The sequence below is a fragment of the Spirosoma migulaei genome (genome assembly GCF_054776855.1).
In genome coordinates this window covers 48589-69692 of record NZ_BAAHBG010000036.1, presented here as the reverse complement: position 1 = coordinate 69692, position 21104 = coordinate 48589, and the positions used below count along the sequence as shown (strand labels likewise).

Annotated in this window: 24 protein-coding genes; 10 read left to right on the top strand and 14 right to left on the bottom strand. The window is 45.6% G+C overall.

Features of this window, described 5'->3' with window-relative positions:
* Positions 1-46: 46 nt before the first annotated feature.
* On the bottom strand, positions 47-733 hold the full coding sequence (locus ACYVGO_RS32770) for a response regulator transcription factor (RefSeq protein ID WP_460972955.1): 687 nt from the start codon (positions 731-733) through the stop codon (positions 47-49).
* Positions 733-2178, bottom strand: coding sequence for a sensor histidine kinase (locus ACYVGO_RS32765; protein ID WP_460972954.1), 1446 nt, complete (start codon positions 2176-2178; stop codon positions 733-735). Before ACYVGO_RS32765 ends, ACYVGO_RS32770 begins: the two co-directional genes overlap by 1 nt.
* Positions 2179-2312: 134 nt before the next feature.
* Between ACYVGO_RS32765 and ACYVGO_RS32760 the strand changes: the two genes are divergently transcribed.
* From ACYVGO_RS32760 to ACYVGO_RS32740, 5 genes are all read left to right on the top strand, one after another.
* Positions 2313-3032, top strand: coding sequence for a hypothetical protein (locus ACYVGO_RS32760; RefSeq protein WP_460972953.1), 720 nt, complete (start codon positions 2313-2315; stop codon positions 3030-3032).
* Positions 3033-3417: 385 nt separating this feature from the next.
* On the top strand, positions 3418-3996 hold the full coding sequence (locus ACYVGO_RS32755) for a Crp/Fnr family transcriptional regulator (RefSeq protein WP_460972952.1): 579 nt from the start codon (positions 3418-3420) through the stop codon (positions 3994-3996).
* 285 nt (positions 3997-4281) lie between these two features.
* The gene (locus ACYVGO_RS32750; RefSeq protein ID WP_460972951.1) at positions 4282-5136 is read left to right on the top strand and encodes an SDR family oxidoreductase; all 855 of its coding nucleotides are present in this window, start codon (positions 4282-4284) and stop codon (positions 5134-5136) included.
* Between the two features lie 14 nt (positions 5137-5150).
* Positions 5151-6092 (top strand): NADP-dependent oxidoreductase, encoded by a 942-nt coding sequence (locus ACYVGO_RS32745; protein WP_460972950.1) that lies wholly within the window; start codon positions 5151-5153, stop codon positions 6090-6092.
* A 552-nt stretch (positions 6093-6644) separates the two neighbouring features.
* On the top strand, positions 6645-7067 hold the full coding sequence (locus tag ACYVGO_RS32740) for a response regulator (protein ID WP_460972949.1): 423 nt from the start codon (positions 6645-6647) through the stop codon (positions 7065-7067).
* Between the two features lie 142 nt (positions 7068-7209).
* Here ACYVGO_RS32740 and ACYVGO_RS32735 read toward each other — a convergent pair whose 3' ends face one another.
* From ACYVGO_RS32735 to ACYVGO_RS32705, 7 genes are all read right to left on the bottom strand, one after another.
* Positions 7210-7602: a response regulator gene (locus tag ACYVGO_RS32735; protein WP_460972948.1), complete on the bottom strand. Its 393-nt coding sequence runs from the start codon at positions 7600-7602 to the stop codon at positions 7210-7212.
* A 351-nt stretch (positions 7603-7953) separates the two neighbouring features.
* Positions 7954-8397: a response regulator gene (locus tag ACYVGO_RS32730; protein ID WP_460972947.1), complete on the bottom strand. Its 444-nt coding sequence runs from the start codon at positions 8395-8397 to the stop codon at positions 7954-7956.
* A gap of 883 nt (positions 8398-9280) precedes the next feature.
* Positions 9281-9523, bottom strand: coding sequence for a TraR/DksA family transcriptional regulator (locus ACYVGO_RS32725; RefSeq protein WP_460972946.1), 243 nt, complete (start codon positions 9521-9523; stop codon positions 9281-9283).
* 484 nt (positions 9524-10007) lie between these two features.
* Positions 10008-10187: a hypothetical protein gene (locus tag ACYVGO_RS32720; RefSeq protein ID WP_460972945.1), complete on the bottom strand. Its 180-nt coding sequence runs from the start codon at positions 10185-10187 to the stop codon at positions 10008-10010.
* Between the two features lie 84 nt (positions 10188-10271).
* Complete coding sequence (locus ACYVGO_RS32715) at positions 10272-10475, bottom strand: hypothetical protein (RefSeq protein WP_460972944.1); 204 nt, start codon at positions 10473-10475, stop codon at positions 10272-10274.
* Positions 10476-10493: 18 nt separating this feature from the next.
* On the bottom strand, positions 10494-11780 hold the full coding sequence (locus ACYVGO_RS32710) for a Y-family DNA polymerase (protein ID WP_460972943.1): 1287 nt from the start codon (positions 11778-11780) through the stop codon (positions 10494-10496).
* A gap of 2 nt (positions 11781-11782) precedes the next feature.
* A complete protein-coding gene (locus ACYVGO_RS32705; protein WP_460972942.1) occupies positions 11783-12244 on the bottom strand; it encodes a LexA family protein in 462 nt (153 codons plus the stop codon).
* 112 nt (positions 12245-12356) lie between these two features.
* Between ACYVGO_RS32705 and ACYVGO_RS32700 the strand changes: the two genes are divergently transcribed.
* Positions 12357-12656, top strand: a complete 300-nt coding sequence (locus ACYVGO_RS32700) for a hypothetical protein (RefSeq protein WP_460972941.1) — start codon at positions 12357-12359, stop codon at positions 12654-12656.
* Positions 12657-12750: 94 nt separating this feature from the next.
* On the opposite strand, the gene ACYVGO_RS32695 is transcribed toward ACYVGO_RS32700, so the two are convergent.
* The gene (locus ACYVGO_RS32695) at positions 12751-13062 is read right to left on the bottom strand and encodes a hypothetical protein (protein ID WP_460972940.1); all 312 of its coding nucleotides are present in this window, start codon (positions 13060-13062) and stop codon (positions 12751-12753) included.
* Between the two features lie 102 nt (positions 13063-13164).
* Positions 13165-13893, bottom strand: a complete 729-nt coding sequence (locus ACYVGO_RS32690) for a hypothetical protein (protein ID WP_460972939.1) — start codon at positions 13891-13893, stop codon at positions 13165-13167.
* Positions 13894-14957: 1064 nt separating this feature from the next.
* On the opposite strand from ACYVGO_RS32690, the gene ACYVGO_RS32685 reads away from it, so the two are divergent.
* The 4 genes from ACYVGO_RS32685 to ACYVGO_RS32670 all read left to right on the top strand — a co-directional run bounded on the left by ACYVGO_RS32685 (position 14958) and on the right by ACYVGO_RS32670 (position 17855).
* Positions 14958-16166 (top strand): replication initiation protein, encoded by a 1209-nt coding sequence (locus ACYVGO_RS32685; protein WP_460972938.1) that lies wholly within the window; start codon positions 14958-14960, stop codon positions 16164-16166.
* Positions 16167-16238: 72 nt separating this feature from the next.
* The gene (locus tag ACYVGO_RS32680; RefSeq protein ID WP_460972937.1) at positions 16239-16379 is read left to right on the top strand and encodes a hypothetical protein; all 141 of its coding nucleotides are present in this window, start codon (positions 16239-16241) and stop codon (positions 16377-16379) included.
* 90 nt (positions 16380-16469) lie between these two features.
* Positions 16470-16958: a hypothetical protein gene (locus ACYVGO_RS32675; RefSeq protein ID WP_460972936.1), complete on the top strand. Its 489-nt coding sequence runs from the start codon at positions 16470-16472 to the stop codon at positions 16956-16958.
* 552 nt (positions 16959-17510) lie between these two features.
* On the top strand, positions 17511-17855 hold the full coding sequence (locus ACYVGO_RS32670) for a hypothetical protein (RefSeq protein ID WP_460972935.1): 345 nt from the start codon (positions 17511-17513) through the stop codon (positions 17853-17855).
* An 819-nt stretch (positions 17856-18674) separates the two neighbouring features.
* Here the strand turns inward: ACYVGO_RS32670 and ACYVGO_RS32665 are convergent.
* The 3 genes from ACYVGO_RS32665 to ACYVGO_RS32655 all read right to left on the bottom strand — a co-directional run bounded on the left by ACYVGO_RS32665 (position 18675) and on the right by ACYVGO_RS32655 (position 20838).
* Positions 18675-19244, bottom strand: coding sequence for a hypothetical protein (locus ACYVGO_RS32665; protein ID WP_460972934.1), 570 nt, complete (start codon positions 19242-19244; stop codon positions 18675-18677).
* 174 nt (positions 19245-19418) lie between these two features.
* Complete coding sequence (locus ACYVGO_RS32660; protein WP_460972933.1) at positions 19419-19976, bottom strand: DUF4136 domain-containing protein; 558 nt, start codon at positions 19974-19976, stop codon at positions 19419-19421.
* A 376-nt stretch (positions 19977-20352) separates the two neighbouring features.
* Entirely contained in the window at positions 20353-20838 is a 486-nt protein-coding gene (locus ACYVGO_RS32655; RefSeq protein WP_460972932.1) for a DUF305 domain-containing protein, read from the bottom strand.
* Positions 20839-21104: the final 266 nt, after the last annotated feature.

The following is a 21104-nucleotide window of genomic DNA, read 5'->3' as shown; positions in this document are numbered from 1 at the left end:
AATTCGGGCGTTTAATGAACCATCGTTGATTAGTTTAGTAGCCTGCTCAACAAACCAACCGGTAGCCAACGCCCCGCAACGTCAGAATTTCAACCGACGGGTCTTCCTTCAAATACTTCCGTAATCGAGTAATGAAGACGTCAAGGGTCCGCCCCTCAAAGTAACTATCATCACCCCATAAACTAAGTAAAATGTGCCGACGCGCTAAAACCTGGTTTTGATGATCGTATAACAGTTGAAGGAGTTGTGCTTCCCGGTACGATAACCGGATGATGGCATGATCCGAGAGCTGTAACGTCTGTTGGTGAGTCATAAAGCGGTAGCGGCCGATTAGCAATGTGCCTACTAATCCCGTACTGGGGGGAGAACTGCGTTTTAGCAATTCTTGGATGCGCAGAAACAGTTCTTCCAGACTGAATGGCTTCTTCAAGTAATCGTTCCCCCCACTGCGGTAACCTTCCATCAAATCTTTGGTCGCCGTCCGAGCCGTCAGAAATAAGATCGGAATGATCTTATTCACCTGACGGATTTGCTGGACCAAACTAAACCCGTCGCTGCTCGGTAGCATTACATCGACGATGCAGAGGGAAAAGCGATGACTACTAAATAGATCAAAAGCCTGTTGGCCATCCCCCGTATGGGTAACTTGGTAGCCCTGTTGCTCCAGACTATCGGCCACTACCTGAGCCAGAAACGGCTCATCTTCCACCAAGAGAATATGGGCTTGTTCCATCAGCGTAGCGGTAGACGAATGAAAAATATACTGCCACACGGCTCATTGGCTTCCGCCCGGATCGAGCCCCCATGCTCCAGCAGGACTTGCCGCACGTAACTTAAGCCTAAGCCATAGCCTTTTACATCATGCACATTTCCAGAAGGCACTCGAAAGAAGGGATCGAATATTTTAGTTCGATACTCAAGCGGTATGCCGATGCCGTTGTCGGCAAAACTAATGTCAACCCACCGGTTTTTTGTGGTTAGACGGATGGTGAGTTGGGGATGAGTGGAGCCGTACTTGAGGGCATTGTCCAGCAGATTGGTAAACACGGCCATTAAACTCGTGGCTCGTGTATTCACCCACACGGGCTCAGGTGGAGGCTGATAGCTAACCCAGGCTGCCGGAAGAGGGTGGCGAAGGGGTAGCTCGTGAATGGCCTGCTCCAGGAGCTGGCTTACGCTCATTATCTGCCAGGGCTCGTTCGCCAAGGAGATTCGGCGGTTGGCCGTTAAGATTTGGGCCGTTAAGCCCGTCAGTTTGTCGGTTTGGTAGGTAATAATATCGAGGTAGTTTTGTTGCACCTGGGGCGGGTAGTTAAAGGATTTCAGGGCTTCAGCCGTAATCTTGATGGAGGCCAATGGCGTATTGAGCTCATGACTCATGTTATTAATAAAATCATCCTTCAACTGGGCTAATTTGTGTTGGGAGAGCAAGGTCTTAACGGTATAACCAAAGCAGAACAAACTAATGGCTACCAGCAGAAAGGTGCTCAGGATAACCCATTTCATGGTCTTGACAAAGTAATCGGTCGGCGGCTCAAACCGAGCCCGCACCCACTGGTTGGCTGGTTTTTGAGCGGACGTAGGCACAGGTTGGGTCCAATAGCCACTACCGCCCTGGCGAGTGGGCGATAGAAAAAACGGGGCGTCAATCCCGTTGGCCACGAGTCGGCTTCGATAAATTCGATTTAACTGGCTCAACTGCACATGACTCTGATCCCAAGCCCTGGCTAAGCGTTCCCCCAGCCGTGGGGTATAGTAGTAGATCATCCCGTCTTGCAAATCCTGGCGAAGCCGTCGGTCCGCAAAGTGATTAATCACCATCGTTTTGACCGACGGGCTTAAGCGCTTGAGTTTGCGCTTAAACGAAACAATACCAAAGGTGAAACCGGAACTGCCTTTAAACTTAGGGTATCGATCATTGATGTGGAAGACCGTACTGCTGTCCTGATTCTTGGTATCACAGGTAATTTGAATGAACGAGGTGTCGGCTAGCCAGTGCTTCACTTGCCCAATCAGGGCTTGACGGCGCTGAGCCGTTTCTTGATCCACCGCTTGGATGAGGGTTTGATTAATCTCATGCTGAAAGGAGGTCACGGTCGCTCGATAGTTCTGATAATTCCAGAAGAGTTGCAAGCCAATGATGCCCGCTATACACAGGGCCATCAGTAGTAAGATCAAGTTTAAGGGCTGTTTCACTGGGGAAGATAACTGATTTTGGGCTAGCCAAGCCTGGCATTAACCTTAATTAACCTTGCTTAACGGGGGTTAACTTAGTCGGTGCGTTTTTTGGTCGTGGTTTGTCAAAAAAAGCTATGACCACTCCCCGCCAACGTCCGATCCACATATCTACTGGGTTTCAATCGATTGCTCTCAACCCCTGGCCAGCCGGTTTATGGTGTCCTGGTCTGCTTTTCATCCGACTAGGGCTGTTTCTAGGGTTACTCCTTCACCTACCGGTTTGGGCCTTGGCTCAGCGTAGTGATAGTACGGCGGTGAAAGCGGTATACGGTTCGGCCAACACCGAACTCCAGGAACTGATGTCGTTTATAGGCGTTGAAAAACATCACCTCGAATTGAGTGATCCTGGCTTAAAGGGTAGGTTCTTTAAACTGACCGCTCAGGAGTATCGACACGGGGTGGCCCAGCCGGAAGAGAATCTAACCAGCCGTCAGGACCTGTTTCAACTGGACTCCAGCGGGAAGTTGTCGTTTGATGTGTATGCACGAGCCCTCGACGCCACTACGCTGGAAGCCTTTTTCCGCTTTGCCCGCGTGGGTCAGCGCAAGCAGTACAAGGCGGAAGCTGGCCAAGCGGGTCAGTACAGTTTTCGAACAGATATCTTAGCCTATAGCCAGGGGAAGGCCAAGATTCCGGTGGGCAAGAAATTTACGTTTTTAGTCTACACGCTACCCTATAAAAAAGACGGGTATTATTTATACTGTGCTTTGGCTCAAAGTCAAGTGCCGATTGAGCAGTGGTATGCCCGGTTTGGCGTCAAGCATTTTGTGGCCTACCAACTTCTGATCGAATAGCCAAGGCTCATTCTTTGTCTACTTGGCTTGAGCCAATCTTGACTTGTTGCTAATGGGGTTACTGATCAGCAGCGGTCCTTTTTGATCAGTAACCCTTGCTTTTTAAAATCTCAAATAATGCTCCCCCATGAGACGAAGGAGCACAATGGCGAACTTCACGTTTAAATAAATAACTCACAAATGTTATCAGTCGCATACGGCTGCCATTCGACATAATGGCAGCTTTTTTAGTTTGTTACTTCTGGAGGATAGAGTAACGCCTAGCGTCACTAGACAATGTCTATGAAAGCTCTTGGGGTAGTTGTCATACCTTCTCAAAGAGTCGGAAAATAACCGTTCTTTGCCAAACAGACTGGTTCATGGTAGGACCGGCATTAGAAACGCTATGTTTGAGATTTTCGTCCACTACCTTCGTCAACGAATCCCTTTATCCGACTCTGAAGCCGATTGGATACGCACCATGAGTATCCTCAAAAAGCTGCGTAAAAAACAATACTTGCTTCAGGAAGGTGACGTCTGGATCTACAATGCATTTGTCGCCAAAGGGTGTATGCGCTCGTATGCCGTTGATGAGAAAGGACTGGAACATGTCATCGGTTTTGCGGTTGAAAACTGGTGGATTGGCGACCGCGAAAGTCTGTTATCGGGGCAGCCATCCCGGTTTAATATCGACGCCATCGAAGACAGTGAAGTGGTGCTTATTACCCAGGAAAACTTCCAACGAATCTCGCAGCAAATTCCGGCTTTTAATGAGATGGTCAATGCGATTCTTCAGAAAAGCTTCGTCGTCTCCCAAAACCGAATTCAGGCGGCCATTAGTTATACCGCGCAGGAAAAATACGAGCATTTTGTCCGCACGTATCCGGCTTTTGCGCAACGTATCCCACAAAGTATGATTGCTTCGTTTCTAGGCATAACCCCTGAAACGCTGAGCCGCATCAGAGCACAGGCAGCCAGAAGCTGACAACTAACATTGGAATATAGGCCAAATCACAATCGCCATTGGCCAAATTTAATCAATGACGCTACCCATGTCGTAAAGGCGAAAACGCTTTTAGAAGATATATAGGCCGTTACTCGCAAGCGTAACGGCCTTTTGGTGAAATCCTCACTTTCCCATTAGTCAATTTACCCTTCTCCTTTAATTGATCTAGATCAAGTTCTTTCTTACGATAGATCAATGACCAAGCTCGGCTAATAGGCCACCTTTGCAACGTGCAAACAGCACAGAAATTAACGAATACGAACCATGTCAAAAGTCATTTTCATTACCGGTACCAGTACCGGATTCGGTAAATTAACCGCACTCACCTTAGCCAATGCTGGCTACTCAGTTATCGCTGGCATGCGTGCAACTACCGGCAAAAATCAAGTCGTTGCTCAGGAATTGTCAGCCATTCCTAACATTGAGGTGGTCGACATTGATGTCACGGATGATGCTTCTGTTCAAAACGCCTTTGCCCAAACGCTGGAAAAACATGGCCGTATCGATGTGCTGATCAATAATGCTGCCGTGGCTGGTTTTGGCCTGTTTGAAGCCTATTCGCTGGAGCAGATTCGGACCATGTTCGAGGTTAATTTTTATGGGGTTGTTCGGACGTATCAGGCTGTATTGCCCAGTATGCGGAAAGCGAAAAATGGACTGATCATTAACATTACGACTGGCGCCAGCGGCCATACCTTGCCCTTTATGGTACCTTACCTGGCGTCAAAATTCGGGGTGGAAACCATTACCGAGGGCCTTCAGGATGAGCTAAGCGACTATGGTATCGAAAACGTCAGTATCCAGTCGGGTGTTTACCCGACGGAAATGAATACCGGTGTTAAAATTGGGGTTAATTCGGATAAAGCGGCCATAACGGCTGACTATGGGGATGCGGCGGCTCAGAAGTTCAATGCCATTGGCCAATCGTTGTTTGGCAAAATGGCCCAGTTTAAGATGAATCCACAAACGATCGCTGACGGCATTCTGGAACTGATCACGATGAAAAAAGGGACGCGCCCCTTACGCTTTCCGCTGGATGCCATTGCCCAGGGAACGGATAAAGAATTTATTGCCGCTCGCGCAGCGACCAAAGCCAAATGGCTGGCGGCTTATAACTAAACATTAATACGACTATGAAAGCTATTGTTTTGCCAAGCTACGGTACACCTGAGGCCCTGATATACCAGGAAGTAGATAAACCTACGCCTAAACCAGATGAAGTACTGGTACACATTCGAGCGGCTGGGGTTAATCACATCGATTACGAAAAAGCATCGGGCGTCATGCAGCAGGTGTTTCCACTTACCTTTCCGTGGATTCCCGGTTACGATTTTGCGGGCATCATCGAAGCAGTGGGCAATGACGTAAAAAATGTCGCCGTCGGCGATGAAGTGTACGGCACCAGCACGCACAGTGGTACGTATGCCGAGTATGTTGTCATTCGCCCAGATCAGATTGCCCCTAAACCACGTACGCTAAGCTTCGTCGAAGCCGCTTCGGTTCCAGTCTCGGCCGAAACGGCCTGGCAGGTATTGTTTGAGTATGGGCATCTTAGCCAAGGTCAAACGGTTTTGATTCACGGGGGAGCCGGTGCGGTTGGCACCTATGCCGTTCAGTTGGCTCATCAGGCCGGAGCCAGGGTTATGGTCACGGCTTCGGCCAGCACGAACGAAATGGTCAGTAGACTAGGGGCGGATTTGGTCATTGACTATCACATGGAACGGTTTGAAACCCGAATCAGCGAAGTCGATGTGGTCATTGATTTGGTTGGAGGCTCTATGCAAGCGCGTTCGTATGGGGTCATCAAAAAAGGGGGTTACCTAGTGGCTATTAACCAGCCAGTTTCGTCGACGTTAGCGACCCACTACGGTATCCATGCCGTATTTGTGGAACTTCATCCCACCCGAGATGGCTTATCTCACATCGCACAACTGATCGATACAAGGCACCTGAGGATTCATATGGGTAACGTTTATTCCTTAAGTCAAGCTACCGAGGCCTGGCAGGAATTAAAAGGGCAGCCGGTTACTAACCGCCCTAAACGGAGTGGACGGATTGTCTTGGAGGTTGACTGATTCGGTGTTGTTTAGGTGAGTTTGGCAGAGCCTGGGCTGATATAAATCCGCCAACGACAGTTCAGGCTCACTGGTACTGGTCAACACAATGGGAATCGCTTCAAAGGAAACCATTGACCGTAAAATGTCCAAGGTTTCCAGACCGCCTTGCTGGGGCATTTGCATGTCTATGGTGACCAGAGTTGGTAAGTTAGGTTGCGTTTTGGCCAACTCAACCAGATCTGTTCCGTCATCTAAAAAGGTAAGCTCAAGCTGAGGAGCAATAGCTGATCATCTTGATCATCCTCGGCAATCCAGATAAGGGAGCCCATCGTTAAAAATGAAAGTTATGGTTCCTCGTTTCTAACTAGATGATGAATAGCCACAAAAATCTATAAAATTCCTGCTAAGAACAAGAGGATAAGCCGTTTAGGAGCGAATGCCTTTCTGTAAAAACGCGGCACGAATCGGGCTTATACGACACTAGTTGCTATCCTACCTATACAGACGACAACAGGGTAAGACTATAAATAAAATAGTGTATTTTTGTCATCAGCCGTAACCTATCGTTCGATGACTCAACTGGTGTACCTGGTCGATGATGACGAGGATGATCGCTTTTTAGCCCAGCAAGCGCTGGCTCCCCATGCGGATTGTCAACTACGGCTGTTCATGGATGGCCAGCAGCTGATCAGCTATCTTCAGCAACATCCGCACGCCAGGCTACCCACACTGATTCTGTTGGATCTCAATATGCCCGTATTGAACGGCTTTGAGACCCTACAAATCCTGAAAGTACACGCCCACTGGGAGTCTATTCCCGTCGTCGTGCTCACCACCTCGGATCACCATCAGGACAAAACCCGGTGCCTGGCTATAGGGGCGGAAGCCTTTTTAACCAAGCCGACCGATTACGCCTCCTTAAATGAGGTCTTAGCCGCCGTCAGCACCTGCTGGCGGAGCCTGCTAAAACCCAACAAAAAAACACCAGCCTAACCCGATTCAACTGCGCTTAAATGCGGGATCGGGTAGCCAGCCCCGCTAAGGCAAGCCGGTATAGCCTACCCTAATTGGACAAAAAGCGATAAAAGGATGGCGGCAATTGATCCTTAGAAGGCAGTGTATTGATTTCAAACCATTACTGCTTCAACTGCTGAATGTAGTGCTTCCAACCCGAAAGATCCGTCGGCTTCCTGGTAAAGGCCGTGGCTCCTGTATCATACGATTGGCGGATATGGGTTTGGTTGTCCGAAACGGTCAGCATGATGATGGGAATTTGTCCCTTTACGTGCCTGCGTAATTGGGGCAGCAGGGCTAAACCCGTAACCGATTGGCCCAGGTCGATATCTAATAGGATTAGCCTGGGCAACTGAGCGGGCTGACGCGTCAAATAATCAAACGTTTCTTTGGCCGATACTACTCCGGTAAATAGCGCTTCGGGGAATAGCTGGCTCCCCAGTCGTTTCAGCAAGTCAAAGGTTGGCTGATCATCTTCGACAACTAAAATCTCAAAGGGCTGCTTGTCGCTCATAGCTAACAAATTTATCAGTAGACAAACATAGCCAATTCTACCTTAGGTTCGATCCGATTTTGTAGGTGGTGGTACAGAATTTAATGCATACGAGCTTTAAGGGGAACGGATCCAGTTAGGCTAGCCATGAATGCTTATCGGGAAAGAATTGCCCGCCTTAGCTGATGCCGTAAGCAACAATGGCCAGTAGGCTCTTGGATCAATCTAGAAAAGGCTATTCACTTAATCTCAACAAACCCTCCCGAGTGAGACGAAGTAGCATTCATATACCTGCTACATAATTGGGGCGTTTAAAAAGACGGCTAGTTGGTAGTTTTACAATTGTATGATGTTGGTAGTAGGTTTGTATAACTATTCATCATCCTTGTGGAAATACAGCTTAGGTATTGTGACTGTCTCAAACCAATAGGTGCGTAGCTGGGCGACATACGATTTCCAATCAGCATAAGAGAACGGCTTGCTGGTGAAGGCATTGGCTCCCAGCAAAAAGGCTTCATCACACTTTTCTTTTGATGAGTGAGAGGAAAGTACGACAACGGGTATTGCGCGGCCTTTTGGGTGTTGCCGCAGTTTCGATAGAAAGTCGAATCCGTTTAATGAGCTTTGTAAGTCGATATCGAGCAGTACTAACTTAGGCCCCATTCCATTCAAATTATCTAGATATGCAACCGCTTTTCTGTAACTATTGACGTAGCTGAAATCGGCTTCGGGAAATGTATGTGTAGCCGCTCGGTTGAGAACATCTGCTACATCGGGTTCGTCATCGACAATAAGAATACGGAATCGTTCTGCCATTGATTGTCAAAGGAAAGGATTACAAATATATGACAATCGAATAGTCATGTAGAAAATCCTTATTTGACTTGCTTGTTACACTATAAACGGACGTATGTATTGGGGCGGATAGAACCTATTCTCATTAAAGGCTCATTTATTGAACCCTCGTTTAATAAATGTTAAATCCACTAGTCGACATTTTATAAGCTTTTATAAGGATAGTCAAATCGATTAATTTATAAGTTAGGCTACTTTTTAATAGCAATGAAGGGGGAGGGTGCGAGGAAGGATACGTTAATGTAGAAGGAGATTTAACTGGGCCACTTTTCTAAGCCAGCGGCAATGCGCAAGGCTCGTTGGACATCTTCCCAGTAGTAGCCACTGTCATAACCAGTTGACAACCGATCACAGATCGTCAGAAAATCATTAGCGGCATCAAACCGCAGCCGCGGACGGTCGCATTTTCTCAGGAACTGGTTGCTCGGGTTGAGCCGGGAGTTGATCAGACACGCCTTCCATGCTAGAAATAATTAGTAGTAAAGAATACGAAAAAGCCCCACGGGTTGTACCAATGGGGCTGAAGTAACGTAACAGATATAAAACGCCTGTCTAAGCGGTTTATTGTATGCCCAGAAACAGGAGAGACCTTATTTAGCACTTTATTTCTATAGTGGGGTGTTTGCCATTGCGTAGCGCTCCAGCTGACTGGCGCAACGGCAAACACCCCCCACGGTGAGGAATTATCTGGGCCACTCGTGCGGTAAGATGCGGCACAGCGACCCAATCGTATGGGATTCACGTCTTCCAACCTCAACCGAATTCAATAAAAACGGCCAACTCGTTGAGGAGTTAGCCGACAGTAGGCGGGATCGAGAGCAAAACCAGTAGCAGCTAGCCGATCCTAGTTCCGCTTCTCGCGCTTCATATACGTAGAGGCTCCAGTGCCTCGTCGGGCTCCCATTTTATGCAGCTGTTGGGCGTCAGCCTGTGATACGAGTTGAAGAGCAGAATACTCGGTTTTACCCGTTATAAGGGGAAAGCCCGCTACCCGCCCGGCTTGTGAACAATGGACACAGGTTTTGGCCGTTGGCAGCGCTTTCAGCCGGGCTTCAGGAATTAAATCACCACACCTTATACAGTACATACGATTGGTATCTTATAGCTACTAGTATAACCCTAAATCAAGCTGGATAGTGCCTTAATTGGCGTAATAAAGCAGGTATTTACAATAGGTAAATCGCTGACTAACAAGGGCTTTATGTTTAATCTTTCAATTAATTAACTTGACTGGCTCATGCTACCAATTTAGCCAGTTAAAGCTCAGAAAAGGGAGTTACACTGTACTAAAAAACCCATACGGCTCGCCCATGATTAGTCGACTCAGTTGAGCCCAACTACGAGTAAATACCCGTCAGCCGAACCCTAGTTTGTCTAAACTATATAGGCTGTAATCAGGTTAGCGTGACTGAACATAACCTGATCATGAACCCGGATAAACCAACTCCAACTCTGTCAACTCCTCCACAACCTGCCAAGCCACCCAGACCCAAACGTCCCCGTATAAAAAAGACGACCTGAAGCCTACATAGGTCTAAACGGCAAAATGGGTCGGACTTATCTGGTTTCAATTAATTAACTATCAAGGGTGGCTTATACGTACCGGAAACTAACTCCGTATTACAGGCGTCAATCCCTTCTTTCAATTCCGAGATAGCCCGCTTATTTTCTGGTAAATCGGCTAAAGCCCTCAAGGCGGTTTGCAAGGCTACTTTCCGGGCCCAAACCTCTTTCATCTGTACTTGTGTCATTGTAGTCTTTAGGGGTTGTTTGATTTCTGCATGGATTTAAATCAAGAGTAGCTGGCAAGGCTACCAACATTGGTTTGTCCGTGGCTATGGTGGTTGTTTATCGGCCAACTTCTTTACATCGTCACTATTCACTAGTTTCGAGCTCTGGCGTTTATCCTCATCGGGCTGGACTTTAAGTTTGCCCGATGACATCCAGGCAATCACCGTCGCTTTGTAGGGTCTACGCGTAATGCCCTTTTTGACGGGTATGACGATCACCCGGTCTCCGGGCGCAATAACTCGGTTCATAACTAGGTCAAGGTAAGCTCACTTTACTTCCAGTATATCTTCCCAGCGAGTCGTATATCTAGGCGATAAGTATTTTTGTTTCATTGGCCAATCAGGATTGTAGTGCTGACTAGCCAGGCGTAACTTATCCTGACCATAACGCCGGTTCAGCCGATCAACCACCGTAAACAATTGAAGCATTTTCTCGTTGGGCCCTTCGACAAATACCCCTTTCTGCCGGTAGTCGAAAGGCACCAAATCGGTGAGCATAATCCCAATCTTCTGATACTGATAGCCAAAGGCGAAAATGGCTTTGAGTCCACTAACAGCGTATTTTAGTAGATCGGCTGTGCTGTTTGTCGGGTGGGGTAATTCGACCGTTATGCTTCTGTGATACTGCCTAGCGGGCAACCCATTACCAGGGGTTTTGCGAAACTTGTTCGTCTTGAGATACACCGTGACGGCCCCGCAAAGTGAATCCTGTTTTCGAAGCTTTTCGCAGCAGCGGGACAGGTGAGATGTTAAGGCATCCGTCAACGTTTCCAGGTCGGGTACCAAAGTGCCAAACCCCGGTTCAGTACAAATGCTTTTCTTAACGGGTTGGCTTAGCTCCAGCATCTTGCAGGGTGTCCCTCTGAGTTCGTGAACCAGCCTAAGGCCATTGACGGTCATAAATTGCCGTACCCAATCATCGGGCAGATTTCTCAGTTGTGCGGCCGTTTCGATCCCATTCCGTTTGAGCATACCCTCATAACGACTACCAACACCCCACAACTCACTGACGGGAAATTCCGCTAGTGCCTTATTGATAGACTCGGGTGAGTCCAGGACACAGACCCCTGCCAATTCAGGCCGCGTTTTGGCGAGTTTATTGGCCACCTTGGCCAGCGTCTTGGTAGGGCCAAACCCGACAGATACGGGGATGCGAAGCCACTGAGCCACCGTCTGTCGGATGGATTCACCCAGGCCTCGAACACTGGGATAAATCCCCTCATACCCATCGGCCAGAATGAACGCTTCGTCAATACTATACACCTCCACATCGTCCACAAAGTGGGTGAGCGTACTCATGAGTCTGCGGGACATATCCCCCACTAAGGCATAATTGGAGGAGAATACCTGCACGTTATGCGTCTCAATGAGTTCTTTATATTCGAATAAAGGCTTACTCATTTTAATGCCTAAGGCCTTGGCTTCGTCGGACCTAGCGACAACGCAACCATCGCGATTCGAGAGCACAATCACGGGTTTGCCTTCCAGTCGGGGCTGGAAGCTGCGTTCACAGGACACGTAAAAGGCATTCGCGTCAACCAGGCCGTAGAGCATCGCTAGATTAGTTTTTGAAGGGCGAAGGTAACCCGACCACACACGTTGAATTTATCGCCTTTATGGACGTAGATGGGTGGATACTTTGGGTTGGAGGATTCCAGAATCAACTGATTACGATCCACATAGTTAATGCGCTTAACGGCGAAATCTTCCCTCAGTTGAACGACGACAATTTTGCCATGCGTGACTTCGGGCGAACAATAGTAAGCGTCCCACAACAGAAAGTCGCCCCGGTCGATACGGTCTCCCAGCATGCTATCGCTGCCGACTCGAATAAAGTACGTGGCTTCAGGATGATAGATGCACAGATCATCCAGGCTCAATACCCGTTCAATATAGTTTTCGGCGGGCGAGGGGAAACCAGCCTGTACATAGTCCATCAAAAAGGGGATGGCATATTTGCGCTGGACCCGGACGCGAAACACATCATGAACAGCAATACGGTCTTCAGATACGATCATAGCGGTGTTGGAAATTAAGCAAGAAACCGCTATAATACAGTTTTGTTATATATAATACAAATAACGACTATTTCACATCCTATTGGCTACGCTCTTTTCGTTATAGAATTCTATGATAGAGAGAGAAATTGCCTTGAATGCCTATGCCGTTGGTCGGCTAGTTTTTGTAGATACGGTTACGTTTCCAATCAATATTCCGTTGGTCTTTGTGGAGTTGTCTCCCCGGCTGGTGTCCATTCTGCCGGCCGAATATCACGCCTTGCAAGTGATCCGGGAAAGCTTCAGCGTAGCGACTGTACTCGCCCGCTATGAACGCTATGTCGAGAAATTAAAGCGGCACGGGCATCCCGAAGCGATAGAGGTCGCTGAGGAAATGCTGCGAACGGCTAAAATACAGGCCACTAAACTTTAAGTGTTATTACAATGTGGTTGGCTATCCTCGTGTAGAATGACTAGCGGAACACTACGCGCCGAATTACTCTTGCACCCAAACCTCAGCGTTTCCATCAATTGAGATGTAGTTGCTTGAGGCCATGGAGCTGTTGATTTAACTCATCGAGTTGGTTGGCCTGCCGTTGAATCATTACCCAGTGCTCTTTGAGGAGTTGTTCCTGCTCTTGTTGCAATTGGATGTGAAATAATCGCTCTGCCTCCAGCCGCTCGAGTTGCTCGGTATATGCCTTCTTTTCGAGTTGTCGCTCCCGGCGAAGCACCGTATTTCTGGCGGCTAAATAGGCTACGATATTCACTAATAGGAAGGCCATCCACTTCTCAGGGGAAGGCATATGGCTCAGAAAGTAGGTCAAAAACTCGTGCATGGCTGATCCATCGTGAAAAGGTTGTCAAAACGTAGTTTGTAGGTTATCTATCAATTGCTATGACACCCAGTTATCAATTTTAAACGTACTTCTTGTTTGTTCTCAGACCTCCCGAAGATAGAGGGTTGTAATACCTTGTCGGAGTTGAATCGGAAAGGTTTTTAGCTCCCGGTCAATTAATTTGTGATCATGAGGCACCGCTTCATTGATGTACTCGGGATCAATGAAAATGATGTTGAGCCGTTCATGCACCTCGTGGCCAACTCGCTCGGTGTGCTTGAGTAAGTGTTCGCTACTAGTCGTAGTCTTCATGGTGGCCAGATCATCAAAATAGCGGTAGGTGCAATACCAATAGTAATATTTGTGGTGATAATTGGAAAAGCAGGCCTGGTAAGCATCGGGTTGCTCCCTCACGGTACGCAGCAATTCGTCGGTTTCTCTGAGTTCTTTCAACTGACTCACGCTGAGCTGCTCCATCAGAGATCGGTTTAGCAACTCATCGCGGTAATTTTTGATGTGCTGCACCACATCCCCATGAGTAACACTTCGTTCAATAGAGTACTTATGCTTGTAAAAAAAGGAAAGGGAAATGGCTGGCTTGTCATAATTGACGAGTTTCAGGTTTTTCAGAGGTTTACCAGGCCGGTTGTAGGCCTGATACTGCTTCATATATTGCATGGGAATAAAGTAGTACTCTAATTGGGGATCAGTCGGGGGCGGATTGCTAATTTGGTTGATTCCGGGAGATAGGGTAACAGCCTGGGTTTTCAGGACGGTGCGCAGGCCATCGAGTGGCGCTTCGTCATTGCGTTTGGCGGGTTTTCTAGGCATCAGTATAAGCTGGAAATGTGGATGCTTTATTTACTATAAAAGTAAATAAATGATTCGTATATACAAATAGCTAATCCGATTTCTTTTATTTTAGATTTTTCTACTTTCTTTTTATTTCCACAAAAACCGAACAATCCATTATTTATAGATAGTTATATTCTTTTTTTTTCTATCGAATGGATATGATAGACAATAGGAGGGGCCTAACCAGTTGATGATTAGCTTTTTATCACGCCTTATTCTTACAAATCCGCTACTTCACCTTACAAATCCACTGCTTTACCTTACAAATTCGCTAACAAATCTTACAAATCCACTGCATTTATCCTGACAAATCCGCTACTTTTCCCTGACAAATCCGCTCTATTTGAGCTGTTTATCCTTACAAATCTACTACTACCCTTACAAATCCGCTCCAAATGGTGAAGCTCAGAGATCAACTGGTCAGATGCCTATAGATTTACTTACTATTCGACTCATAATCAGCATTTTATTAGCAAAACTTTCAGTTCATTTGCTCCATTCCCTTACAAATTTGCTCTGTTCGGGATACCCAAGTTTGTTAGTAATTTCAGGGCCATAACTCATCACAACAGGCGACAATTTCAGCATTTATACCGGGCAAAAATTTGTATTTTATTTATTTAATAGCCATTAAACTAATTTTCAAATTAAACTAGTATATGCATGCCAGAATATCATTTGCTATCCTTACAAATCCGCTACTATTTATAGCCACCTATCCTTACAAATCCGCTACGAATTGATCAAGAATTACAGGCGAAAAATGCCTTTACGCACCCATACAGCTTCATTCTGGAAACTAGACCACGATGCCTTTAGCTATTGAGGGCTATCCTTTACGAAAGAGAATTAATTAAAATGAAGTTGTAAAATAAAATGAAAATGCATCGCTAAACTAAATTTCATTAAGCTTCTAAATGCTCAGCAAAAATGTTATCCTTACATGGCTTGCCTTCTTGTAATCTTACTTCGTTAGCTTACATTTGCTTATTAGTCAGTACGAAAGACCTTGTTTTTAACTGCTTCTAACCTTGTAGACTATGTCTGAGCCAACGCAACCTTCTAATCTCCCCGACCGACCCTCAAGAAATACGGCCCGGAAAGGACGGCATCAACAAGTGACTCAAGAGAATAATCAGCTAGCCATTGATTTCTACAGTGAGACCGTCAAAAAGTCAAACACGAAAAGTCTATCTTTTGGGTTGCATTCGGCTCATACCAATGAACTTATTGTCAAATCAATTGTACGTGAGCCTATGCGCCTGTTACATGCGCTTATGCATCTGACTGTCTTGGAACGTAGACTGTACTGGTTGGTATTGAATCAGATTCGAAACATTCAGTATCGAAACCCAGATCAGGTTAAGCCATATGGCGCGTTGACCTTTTATTTTCATTCGTCAGACATTATTGCCAATGACGTGAAATGGAGCGTGACCTACATCAAGGACATGATAAAATTGCTGGGTAAACGCGCCGTTGACTGGGAGACGGAGGAAGGCGTCTATACGCATTTAACTGTATTTCCTACCGCTCAATACATACGGGGCAAAGGCGTCATCATGTTGCAACTCCATCCACTGCTAATTCCAGGATTTCTTGAGCTAGGCAATAACTTTGCGCAATTTGAACTGTATGCAGCCCTAAAACTAACCAGCGAATACGCGCAGTTATTGTATTCGTATCTATCCCGGCATGCCTGGCGGGGAAAGTGGGTGATTGATCTGAATGCATTTAAAGAAATTATGGGTGCCACTAGTAAATCCTACGAAGAATTCTCTAACATCCGAATTCGAATTTTAGAGCCTGCAATGGAGCAAATCAGCAAATTCACGGATTTGGATGTATCATATGTCACATTGGGAGTCGGCCGAAAAGTCAGTTCACTCGAATTCACGATTGCCTTTAAAGAAGTCAATTCGCTCGAAGCCAGTCAGGAAATCGAAGAAACGGCCAAGCACAAGTTGAAGGAAGCCTTAGAGACGGTAAGTAATTATACCTCGGAAGAAAAGCAGATTTTTGCGCACGCCAGTCTGCGAGATTATTACAGCCAGTTTACGGCCGATGAAAAGCACCAAATCCTGAATACGCCAGAATACTTAAACCGTTTTTGTATTGCCGAATGCTACATAAGCTCGGGCCAGGTGAGCCGCGATAAGCATGATGCGTATATGCGTAAGAGTGTCTTCTTTCCGACAGGTGCGAACCAGTTACCAGCTCCGAATGGCACCAAAAAAGGTAAGAATTAATGACCTTGTTACTATGGTCAGCTGGCGATTGAGTCGATGTATTTTATGAAGTTTACCTAAATCATGGATATAATGAAAGTACATTCACCAGAACCAAGTTCAGAGTTGCAACCCGAAGAAATACTTGATGAGCCTTACGCACAAATCGTGTCGACTAAAGAATTTGTGGAAGCCGTAGAAAAGGAGAATACTGAGGATGCGGAAACAGAATAAGTAGGAACCGTTTGATTAGAATTTTTGGAGGCCACTTAGTCAAGATGTTAATTGGCTAACTTGTTCAAATGTATCTTATTAGCGCATCTGATGAAACCCTCTGAAGAAACCTTTCTATTTAAACAGCTCTGTCAATTTGTTGCCTTTACTTTAGGTAAATCTGAACGCTATTATGAATTTCCCGACGTAGCCAGGAAACGAATTGTTTCTTTTTTGGCCGCTTGTCTGATGGTTATCATCTTAGCCGGTGCCTGGGGAATGATGTATTTAGTAGCCAATGTGTTGCCAGACAACTTAGTAGGTACTACCCTATACACTAGCGCACTATATGCAATGGTTTGCGCTAATTTCTGGGTTGCCTGGCTGGTGCTTACCCGGTTATCAATAATGTTCAATTATCTGCCGAATAGCTACGGGCCTCTGCTGATCAGTGGTGTCATGCTGATGTGGCTGATGTTATCGGTCAGCGATCGTTCCAACGTCGACCTGAAGCAACATGAACGATACGTATTAATCCTCGCCTGGGCATTAACCTGTTTGCGTCCTGCCTTATTTGCCCGCCTACCTACGCAAAAATGAGGGTATATTGGGCTTAACCAAACAGGCGGCCGGCCGAAGCGGCAAATTTACGACCGGTTGTGATTTGATCCCAGAGTCTAACTCACTGAAAGATACAAGCGGACTGTCTTATTTAGAAAATACACCGACAATTAGTTGATCGGTATTCGAGTAGGAGAGGGGTATGCATGTTGCTAGAATAATACTATCGTAGCTGTCCATTGAGAAAATGTATACTTCAAATGTACAATTGTGTCTCCCCTAGCTCAACTGTATATCAACAGGTTGACGATACAGCAGAATGATCCTAACTTGAAAAAACTCTACTAAGTAAAACGGAGTTGAGGATCAAAATACAACCCGAAAAATGGATACCGAAAAAGCGCCCCTAAATCAGCCAATTAAACCAGCACCCACTGAACTCCCTAAGCCACCTCGAACAAAGCGACCACGGATAAAAAAAACGAATTAATAAAATGTATGCTTACATGGTACTCGAAGCTAGGCATTTCTGCTTTTAGAAAAAAGCGTCAGTCACTTACTAGCTTTACATAGGCCCTATAGTCATTAACTATGCCTGATCCTTATACACTCAAAGATCTTATTCCCATAGGCATTGACCTAGGTACCGATGGGACTATGGATAGTTACTACAAACTTCCAGCTCCTATCCTATGGGTCTTTCGGATTCCTCATCCAGATGATGAAGATACATTTACGCGTGTGGAGACGATTGTTACGAAAGTAGCTGTAAGCCTGATTCCAGCATCTGCCGAAAATAAGTCTACGGCCTTTGTGGCACCCCTAGACGAGGACGACGAACCAGATATTAACGGGGCTGTAGCCTTTGAAGGGGTCAGTTCGTATGAAGGCGTTTTAGCCAAATTGGGATTTACGCCTGCTTTGTCAGCTAACTAACCTATCAACTTATACATAGCTTAAACAAAGGGAGGTTTTCGTGGACGATTTTTAAATCGGTAGGTCTCGACGCAAGCTATTCATTGATAGTAGATTATGAGTTCAATAGATAGCTTAAGCTAGCCTTTAGTTGGACTAAAGCTTGTGTGGCCCGACCGAAAATAGAGTGATAGTGCGGGTACCATTGAACAACAAGGGCAAATTATCGATTAAAATAGGACGCTTTGATGATGCAGTAGAGAGGTATTTAGAAATGCCCAAGGCTATTGAAATGTAAAAAACCGTTTGGTTACTGGGCAGCAATTTTATATCTGCTACAGAAGCCATGTTCATTTTTAAAGTTGGAAGAGTACCCGTAGTCATACTTCTGTGAGTTTTGGGCTTATTGCATGATCTTGGGTAAGCAAGACCACTCTTTCACTAGAGCCGAATATATCAGTCCTTGATGATAGTGGCATTCGTATTTTTGAGCGCAAATTATTTGCTAGTAGTTCAGAGTAGATACAATCGAAGGGTATTTTTACCGTTTTTTGCCACCTCGCGCCCAAATGTAAAAGTCGCAGCAGGCCGTTTAGCCAACATGAGTATTCAACCTTAGGTACGGATAGTAATGTAACTTGATCAGCGTGAGAACAGTCAGCCGCAGTAATGAAAGTCCCCTACCCAGTGCAAAGGTACAGCTTGCCAGTACGGAAACGACCGTTCAGTCTATCTTATGATCTTTAATCCATACTTAAAATTAAAGGTTTATAGGAATTTCTATAGGACTGCCTTTAGACTTTGCATTTGTTGTTTTTAAAAACTGGCCACCAATGAGAATTACTTGAGCTTAATGCCTAAAATGATAAGAACAACACCGATAACTTGTAAACTGATTCCAAGTATTCTCAACCCCCCTTTTGAAAAAAAGATAAACAAAAAACCGGTTACCAAGAATAGCATGGCCGCATTTAAAAATTTTCTCTTAGCCGTAGGCTGCTGGAGTGAACCGTTTGATTGTTTCGGTTTTAACTGATCAAACAGAGCTTGTTGACTAACCCTGGTAAGAGGCTGTGGGGCACTCATATTTTGAGTTAATCCATCTGCTAAATTAGTCGTTGAAGGGGCTTTTAGTCTTTTATTTTTATTGATTGTTGAAGCAGTAAGGGGATAATTAGTGTGACTGCCCGTATCTGAAAGCGATCTGTCAACAAGCGTTGGTTCAGAAAATCTGGTTACGAAACTAGATGAATCAGTTGGTAATCTCGTTACTAGTGCCGCGCTTAGATTAGTACGATACGTATAATAAGCTGTATTAGAACGCTGAATAAGCGCAACAGGACGGCTACAGGATGAGCTGAAACTAGTAATGAACCACGACCAACTGAGTACTATTAACAATCGATTCATCTGTATATAGTACCGTAAAGTATTATTTTTTGGCGTTACCGGTATGTCCATCGATAGCTGTATAAAGGTGAAAAACCAGCACTTTCCCATTGTGAAGGTTTTCGAAATGATCTGAGAACTTGCTAAACAAGACATAAACTATTCTGATGTTTATGTCTTGTTCAGAGCCCTTTGTTAATAGTGATCAGCCCGATAAGTGTACTTCTCAAACATCAGGTTAACGGCCTGTTTGATTTTGTTATGATCACGGTCAAATCCATTGCTATTCGTCAGCCCGGATGCCAGCCCGCGCCAGACAACCTGGCCCGTTTTTTTGTCGACCAGATTAAGAATGATTGAGCCTGCTTTTACATCGAACGTTGTCTGGTCTTCGGGCCCCCGCACTTCGTTGCTGCCAAAGTAGGTTGTGCCATAGCCGGCATACCCCTTGATGGTCGTCGGTTTATCAAAAACGCGGAAGTTAACCAGCAGGTCGGGTGATTGCCGATTGAAGGTATACCCTCTGCCATCCAGCGCAAAGGCCACGGCATTACGAACTCGTTCCTTGAGTTGGAGGTCATTCAGGAAATAAAAGCCAGGATCAAGTTTATTGTCCACCTGTGAGGTCCAGGCGTAGGTTTTGTACTTACTGAAATCGGTATTCAGTTTTTTGTCCGCATCGATAGTTATGCTTTGACCCCAGGTCAGGCTGGCAGTGAGTAGCAAGGCTACTGAAATAAGGATCGTTTTCATATTAGTTGAGTTTATTTTGTTTGACACCACAAAAGAAAGAATCCTAGCTTAGTATTCGCTTAACATCTTCTTAGAAATCCCTTAGAGACAGAGCTTTATAATATACCGAATACATTTGCTATGCTAAAAAAACAGGTTCATCAAACAATGCGTTTGACTCGCCCTCATTAGTAACGTGTCAATTGACCATCGCGTCCACTACTTTTGCGACCGGTTCCGGTTGTGCGACGTCTGCCCGGTAATACCATCCTAACGTAGGGGGCGGTAGCTGGTAATTTCATTATTATTCTGCCAAAATAGATTAGCAATAAGTTTAGACATTGTTTGAGTAAAGCTTAGTCATCTACACCCTGTCGCAGACATTTAAAGAAGCTTATTATTTTTTGTCTATTCTGTCAAGAATTTGTTTCATCTGAGCGATCTCTCTTTCCTGGGCTTCAATAATGGAACGAGCTAATTCTTTAACTTCAGGGTCTTTTAAGTTGGCCTGTTTGCTCACCAGAATGGCAATCGAATGGTGCGGAATCATCGACTGCATAAACCGTTTGTCATCAATGAAAACTTGATGTCGAACGCAGAACAGCGCAGCAACAAATAAGGCTACGCTCCCCAGAATGATCATCAGATTCATTCGGGCGTCTTGATACATTGATCGCATAAACAACAGCATAACTACGGCCATCGTCGTAATCATAAGTGTAGTCATGTACAGGCGGTTCGTGCTCAGGTACAAGTGATCCGACTTCTCTGTGTTCAGATACATAGTCAGGTGCATGATCACAAAGGACACGCCTAGCATCATGAAGAACCTGGGGTAGTTTCCTTTTTCCATCTGCTTGTGGTTTAGTTGATTAGAGTCCATGAATTAAGTTAGTTGCCGTTGGCATTTTCTTTTTGAGAAACGGACTACACTTGTGATCATTTAGCATTCCTCACTTACACATTACGTTGGAGATGTCAGCGCATTTGACCAGCGGTACCGTAACGGCAGACTGTGCTGTAATTTCAACCCAGTCACAGTAAGAAAATTTTATTATAGATCAAGTAAGGGTTTTGGGGTTGTAGCTGGTGGATGCCAGACTGAATTACTTGATGTGGAGTTAGTACAATCTAATTCAAAATTGGCCT

Bases quoted from the DNA above. Each gene is read 5' to 3' on its own strand.
- ACYVGO_RS32740 (WP_460972949.1), top strand. From the start codon at position 6,645: ATGACTCAACTGGTGTACCTGGTCGATGATGACGAGGATGATCGCTTT.
- ACYVGO_RS32665 (WP_460972934.1), bottom strand. From the start codon at position 19,244: ATGAATCGATTGTTAATAGTACTCAGTTGGTCGTGGTTCATTACTAGT.
- ACYVGO_RS32745 (WP_460972950.1), top strand. From the start codon at position 5,151: ATGAAAGCTATTGTTTTGCCAAGCTACGGTACACCTGAGGCCCTGATA.
- ACYVGO_RS32655 (WP_460972932.1), bottom strand. From the start codon at position 20,838: ATGGACTCTAATCAACTAAACCACAAGCAGATGGAAAAAGGAAACTAC.
- ACYVGO_RS32710 (WP_460972943.1), bottom strand. From the start codon at position 11,780: ATGCTCTACGGCCTGGTTGACGCGAATGCCTTTTACGTGTCCTGTGAA.
- ACYVGO_RS32750 (WP_460972951.1), top strand. From the start codon at position 4,282: ATGTCAAAAGTCATTTTCATTACCGGTACCAGTACCGGATTCGGTAAA.
- ACYVGO_RS32770 (WP_460972955.1), bottom strand. From the start codon at position 733: ATGGAACAAGCCCATATTCTCTTGGTGGAAGATGAGCCGTTTCTGGCT.
- ACYVGO_RS32690 (WP_460972939.1), bottom strand. From the start codon at position 13,893: ATGCCTAGAAAACCCGCCAAACGCAATGACGAAGCGCCACTCGATGGC.
- ACYVGO_RS32755 (WP_460972952.1), top strand. From the start codon at position 3,418: ATGTTTGAGATTTTCGTCCACTACCTTCGTCAACGAATCCCTTTATCC.
- ACYVGO_RS32675 (WP_460972936.1), top strand. From the start codon at position 16,470: ATGAAACCCTCTGAAGAAACCTTTCTATTTAAACAGCTCTGTCAATTT.
- ACYVGO_RS32715 (WP_460972944.1), bottom strand. From the start codon at position 10,475: ATGAACCGAGTTATTGCGCCCGGAGACCGGGTGATCGTCATACCCGTC.
- ACYVGO_RS32705 (WP_460972942.1), bottom strand. From the start codon at position 12,244: ATGATCGTATCTGAAGACCGTATTGCTGTTCATGATGTGTTTCGCGTC.
- ACYVGO_RS32725 (WP_460972946.1), bottom strand. From the start codon at position 9,523: ATGTACTGTATAAGGTGTGGTGATTTAATTCCTGAAGCCCGGCTGAAA.
- ACYVGO_RS32730 (WP_460972947.1), bottom strand. From the start codon at position 8,397: ATGGCAGAACGATTCCGTATTCTTATTGTCGATGACGAACCCGATGTA.
- ACYVGO_RS32685 (WP_460972938.1), top strand. From the start codon at position 14,958: ATGTCTGAGCCAACGCAACCTTCTAATCTCCCCGACCGACCCTCAAGA.
- ACYVGO_RS32735 (WP_460972948.1), bottom strand. From the start codon at position 7,602: ATGAGCGACAAGCAGCCCTTTGAGATTTTAGTTGTCGAAGATGATCAG.
- ACYVGO_RS32660 (WP_460972933.1), bottom strand. From the start codon at position 19,976: ATGAAAACGATCCTTATTTCAGTAGCCTTGCTACTCACTGCCAGCCTG.
- ACYVGO_RS32760 (WP_460972953.1), top strand. From the start codon at position 2,313: ATGACCACTCCCCGCCAACGTCCGATCCACATATCTACTGGGTTTCAA.
- ACYVGO_RS32700 (WP_460972941.1), top strand. From the start codon at position 12,357: ATGATAGAGAGAGAAATTGCCTTGAATGCCTATGCCGTTGGTCGGCTA.
- ACYVGO_RS32720 (WP_460972945.1), bottom strand. From the start codon at position 10,187: ATGACACAAGTACAGATGAAAGAGGTTTGGGCCCGGAAAGTAGCCTTG.
- ACYVGO_RS32680 (WP_460972937.1), top strand. From the start codon at position 16,239: ATGAAAGTACATTCACCAGAACCAAGTTCAGAGTTGCAACCCGAAGAA.
- ACYVGO_RS32670 (WP_460972935.1), top strand. From the start codon at position 17,511: ATGCCTGATCCTTATACACTCAAAGATCTTATTCCCATAGGCATTGAC.
- ACYVGO_RS32695 (WP_460972940.1), bottom strand. From the start codon at position 13,062: ATGCACGAGTTTTTGACCTACTTTCTGAGCCATATGCCTTCCCCTGAG.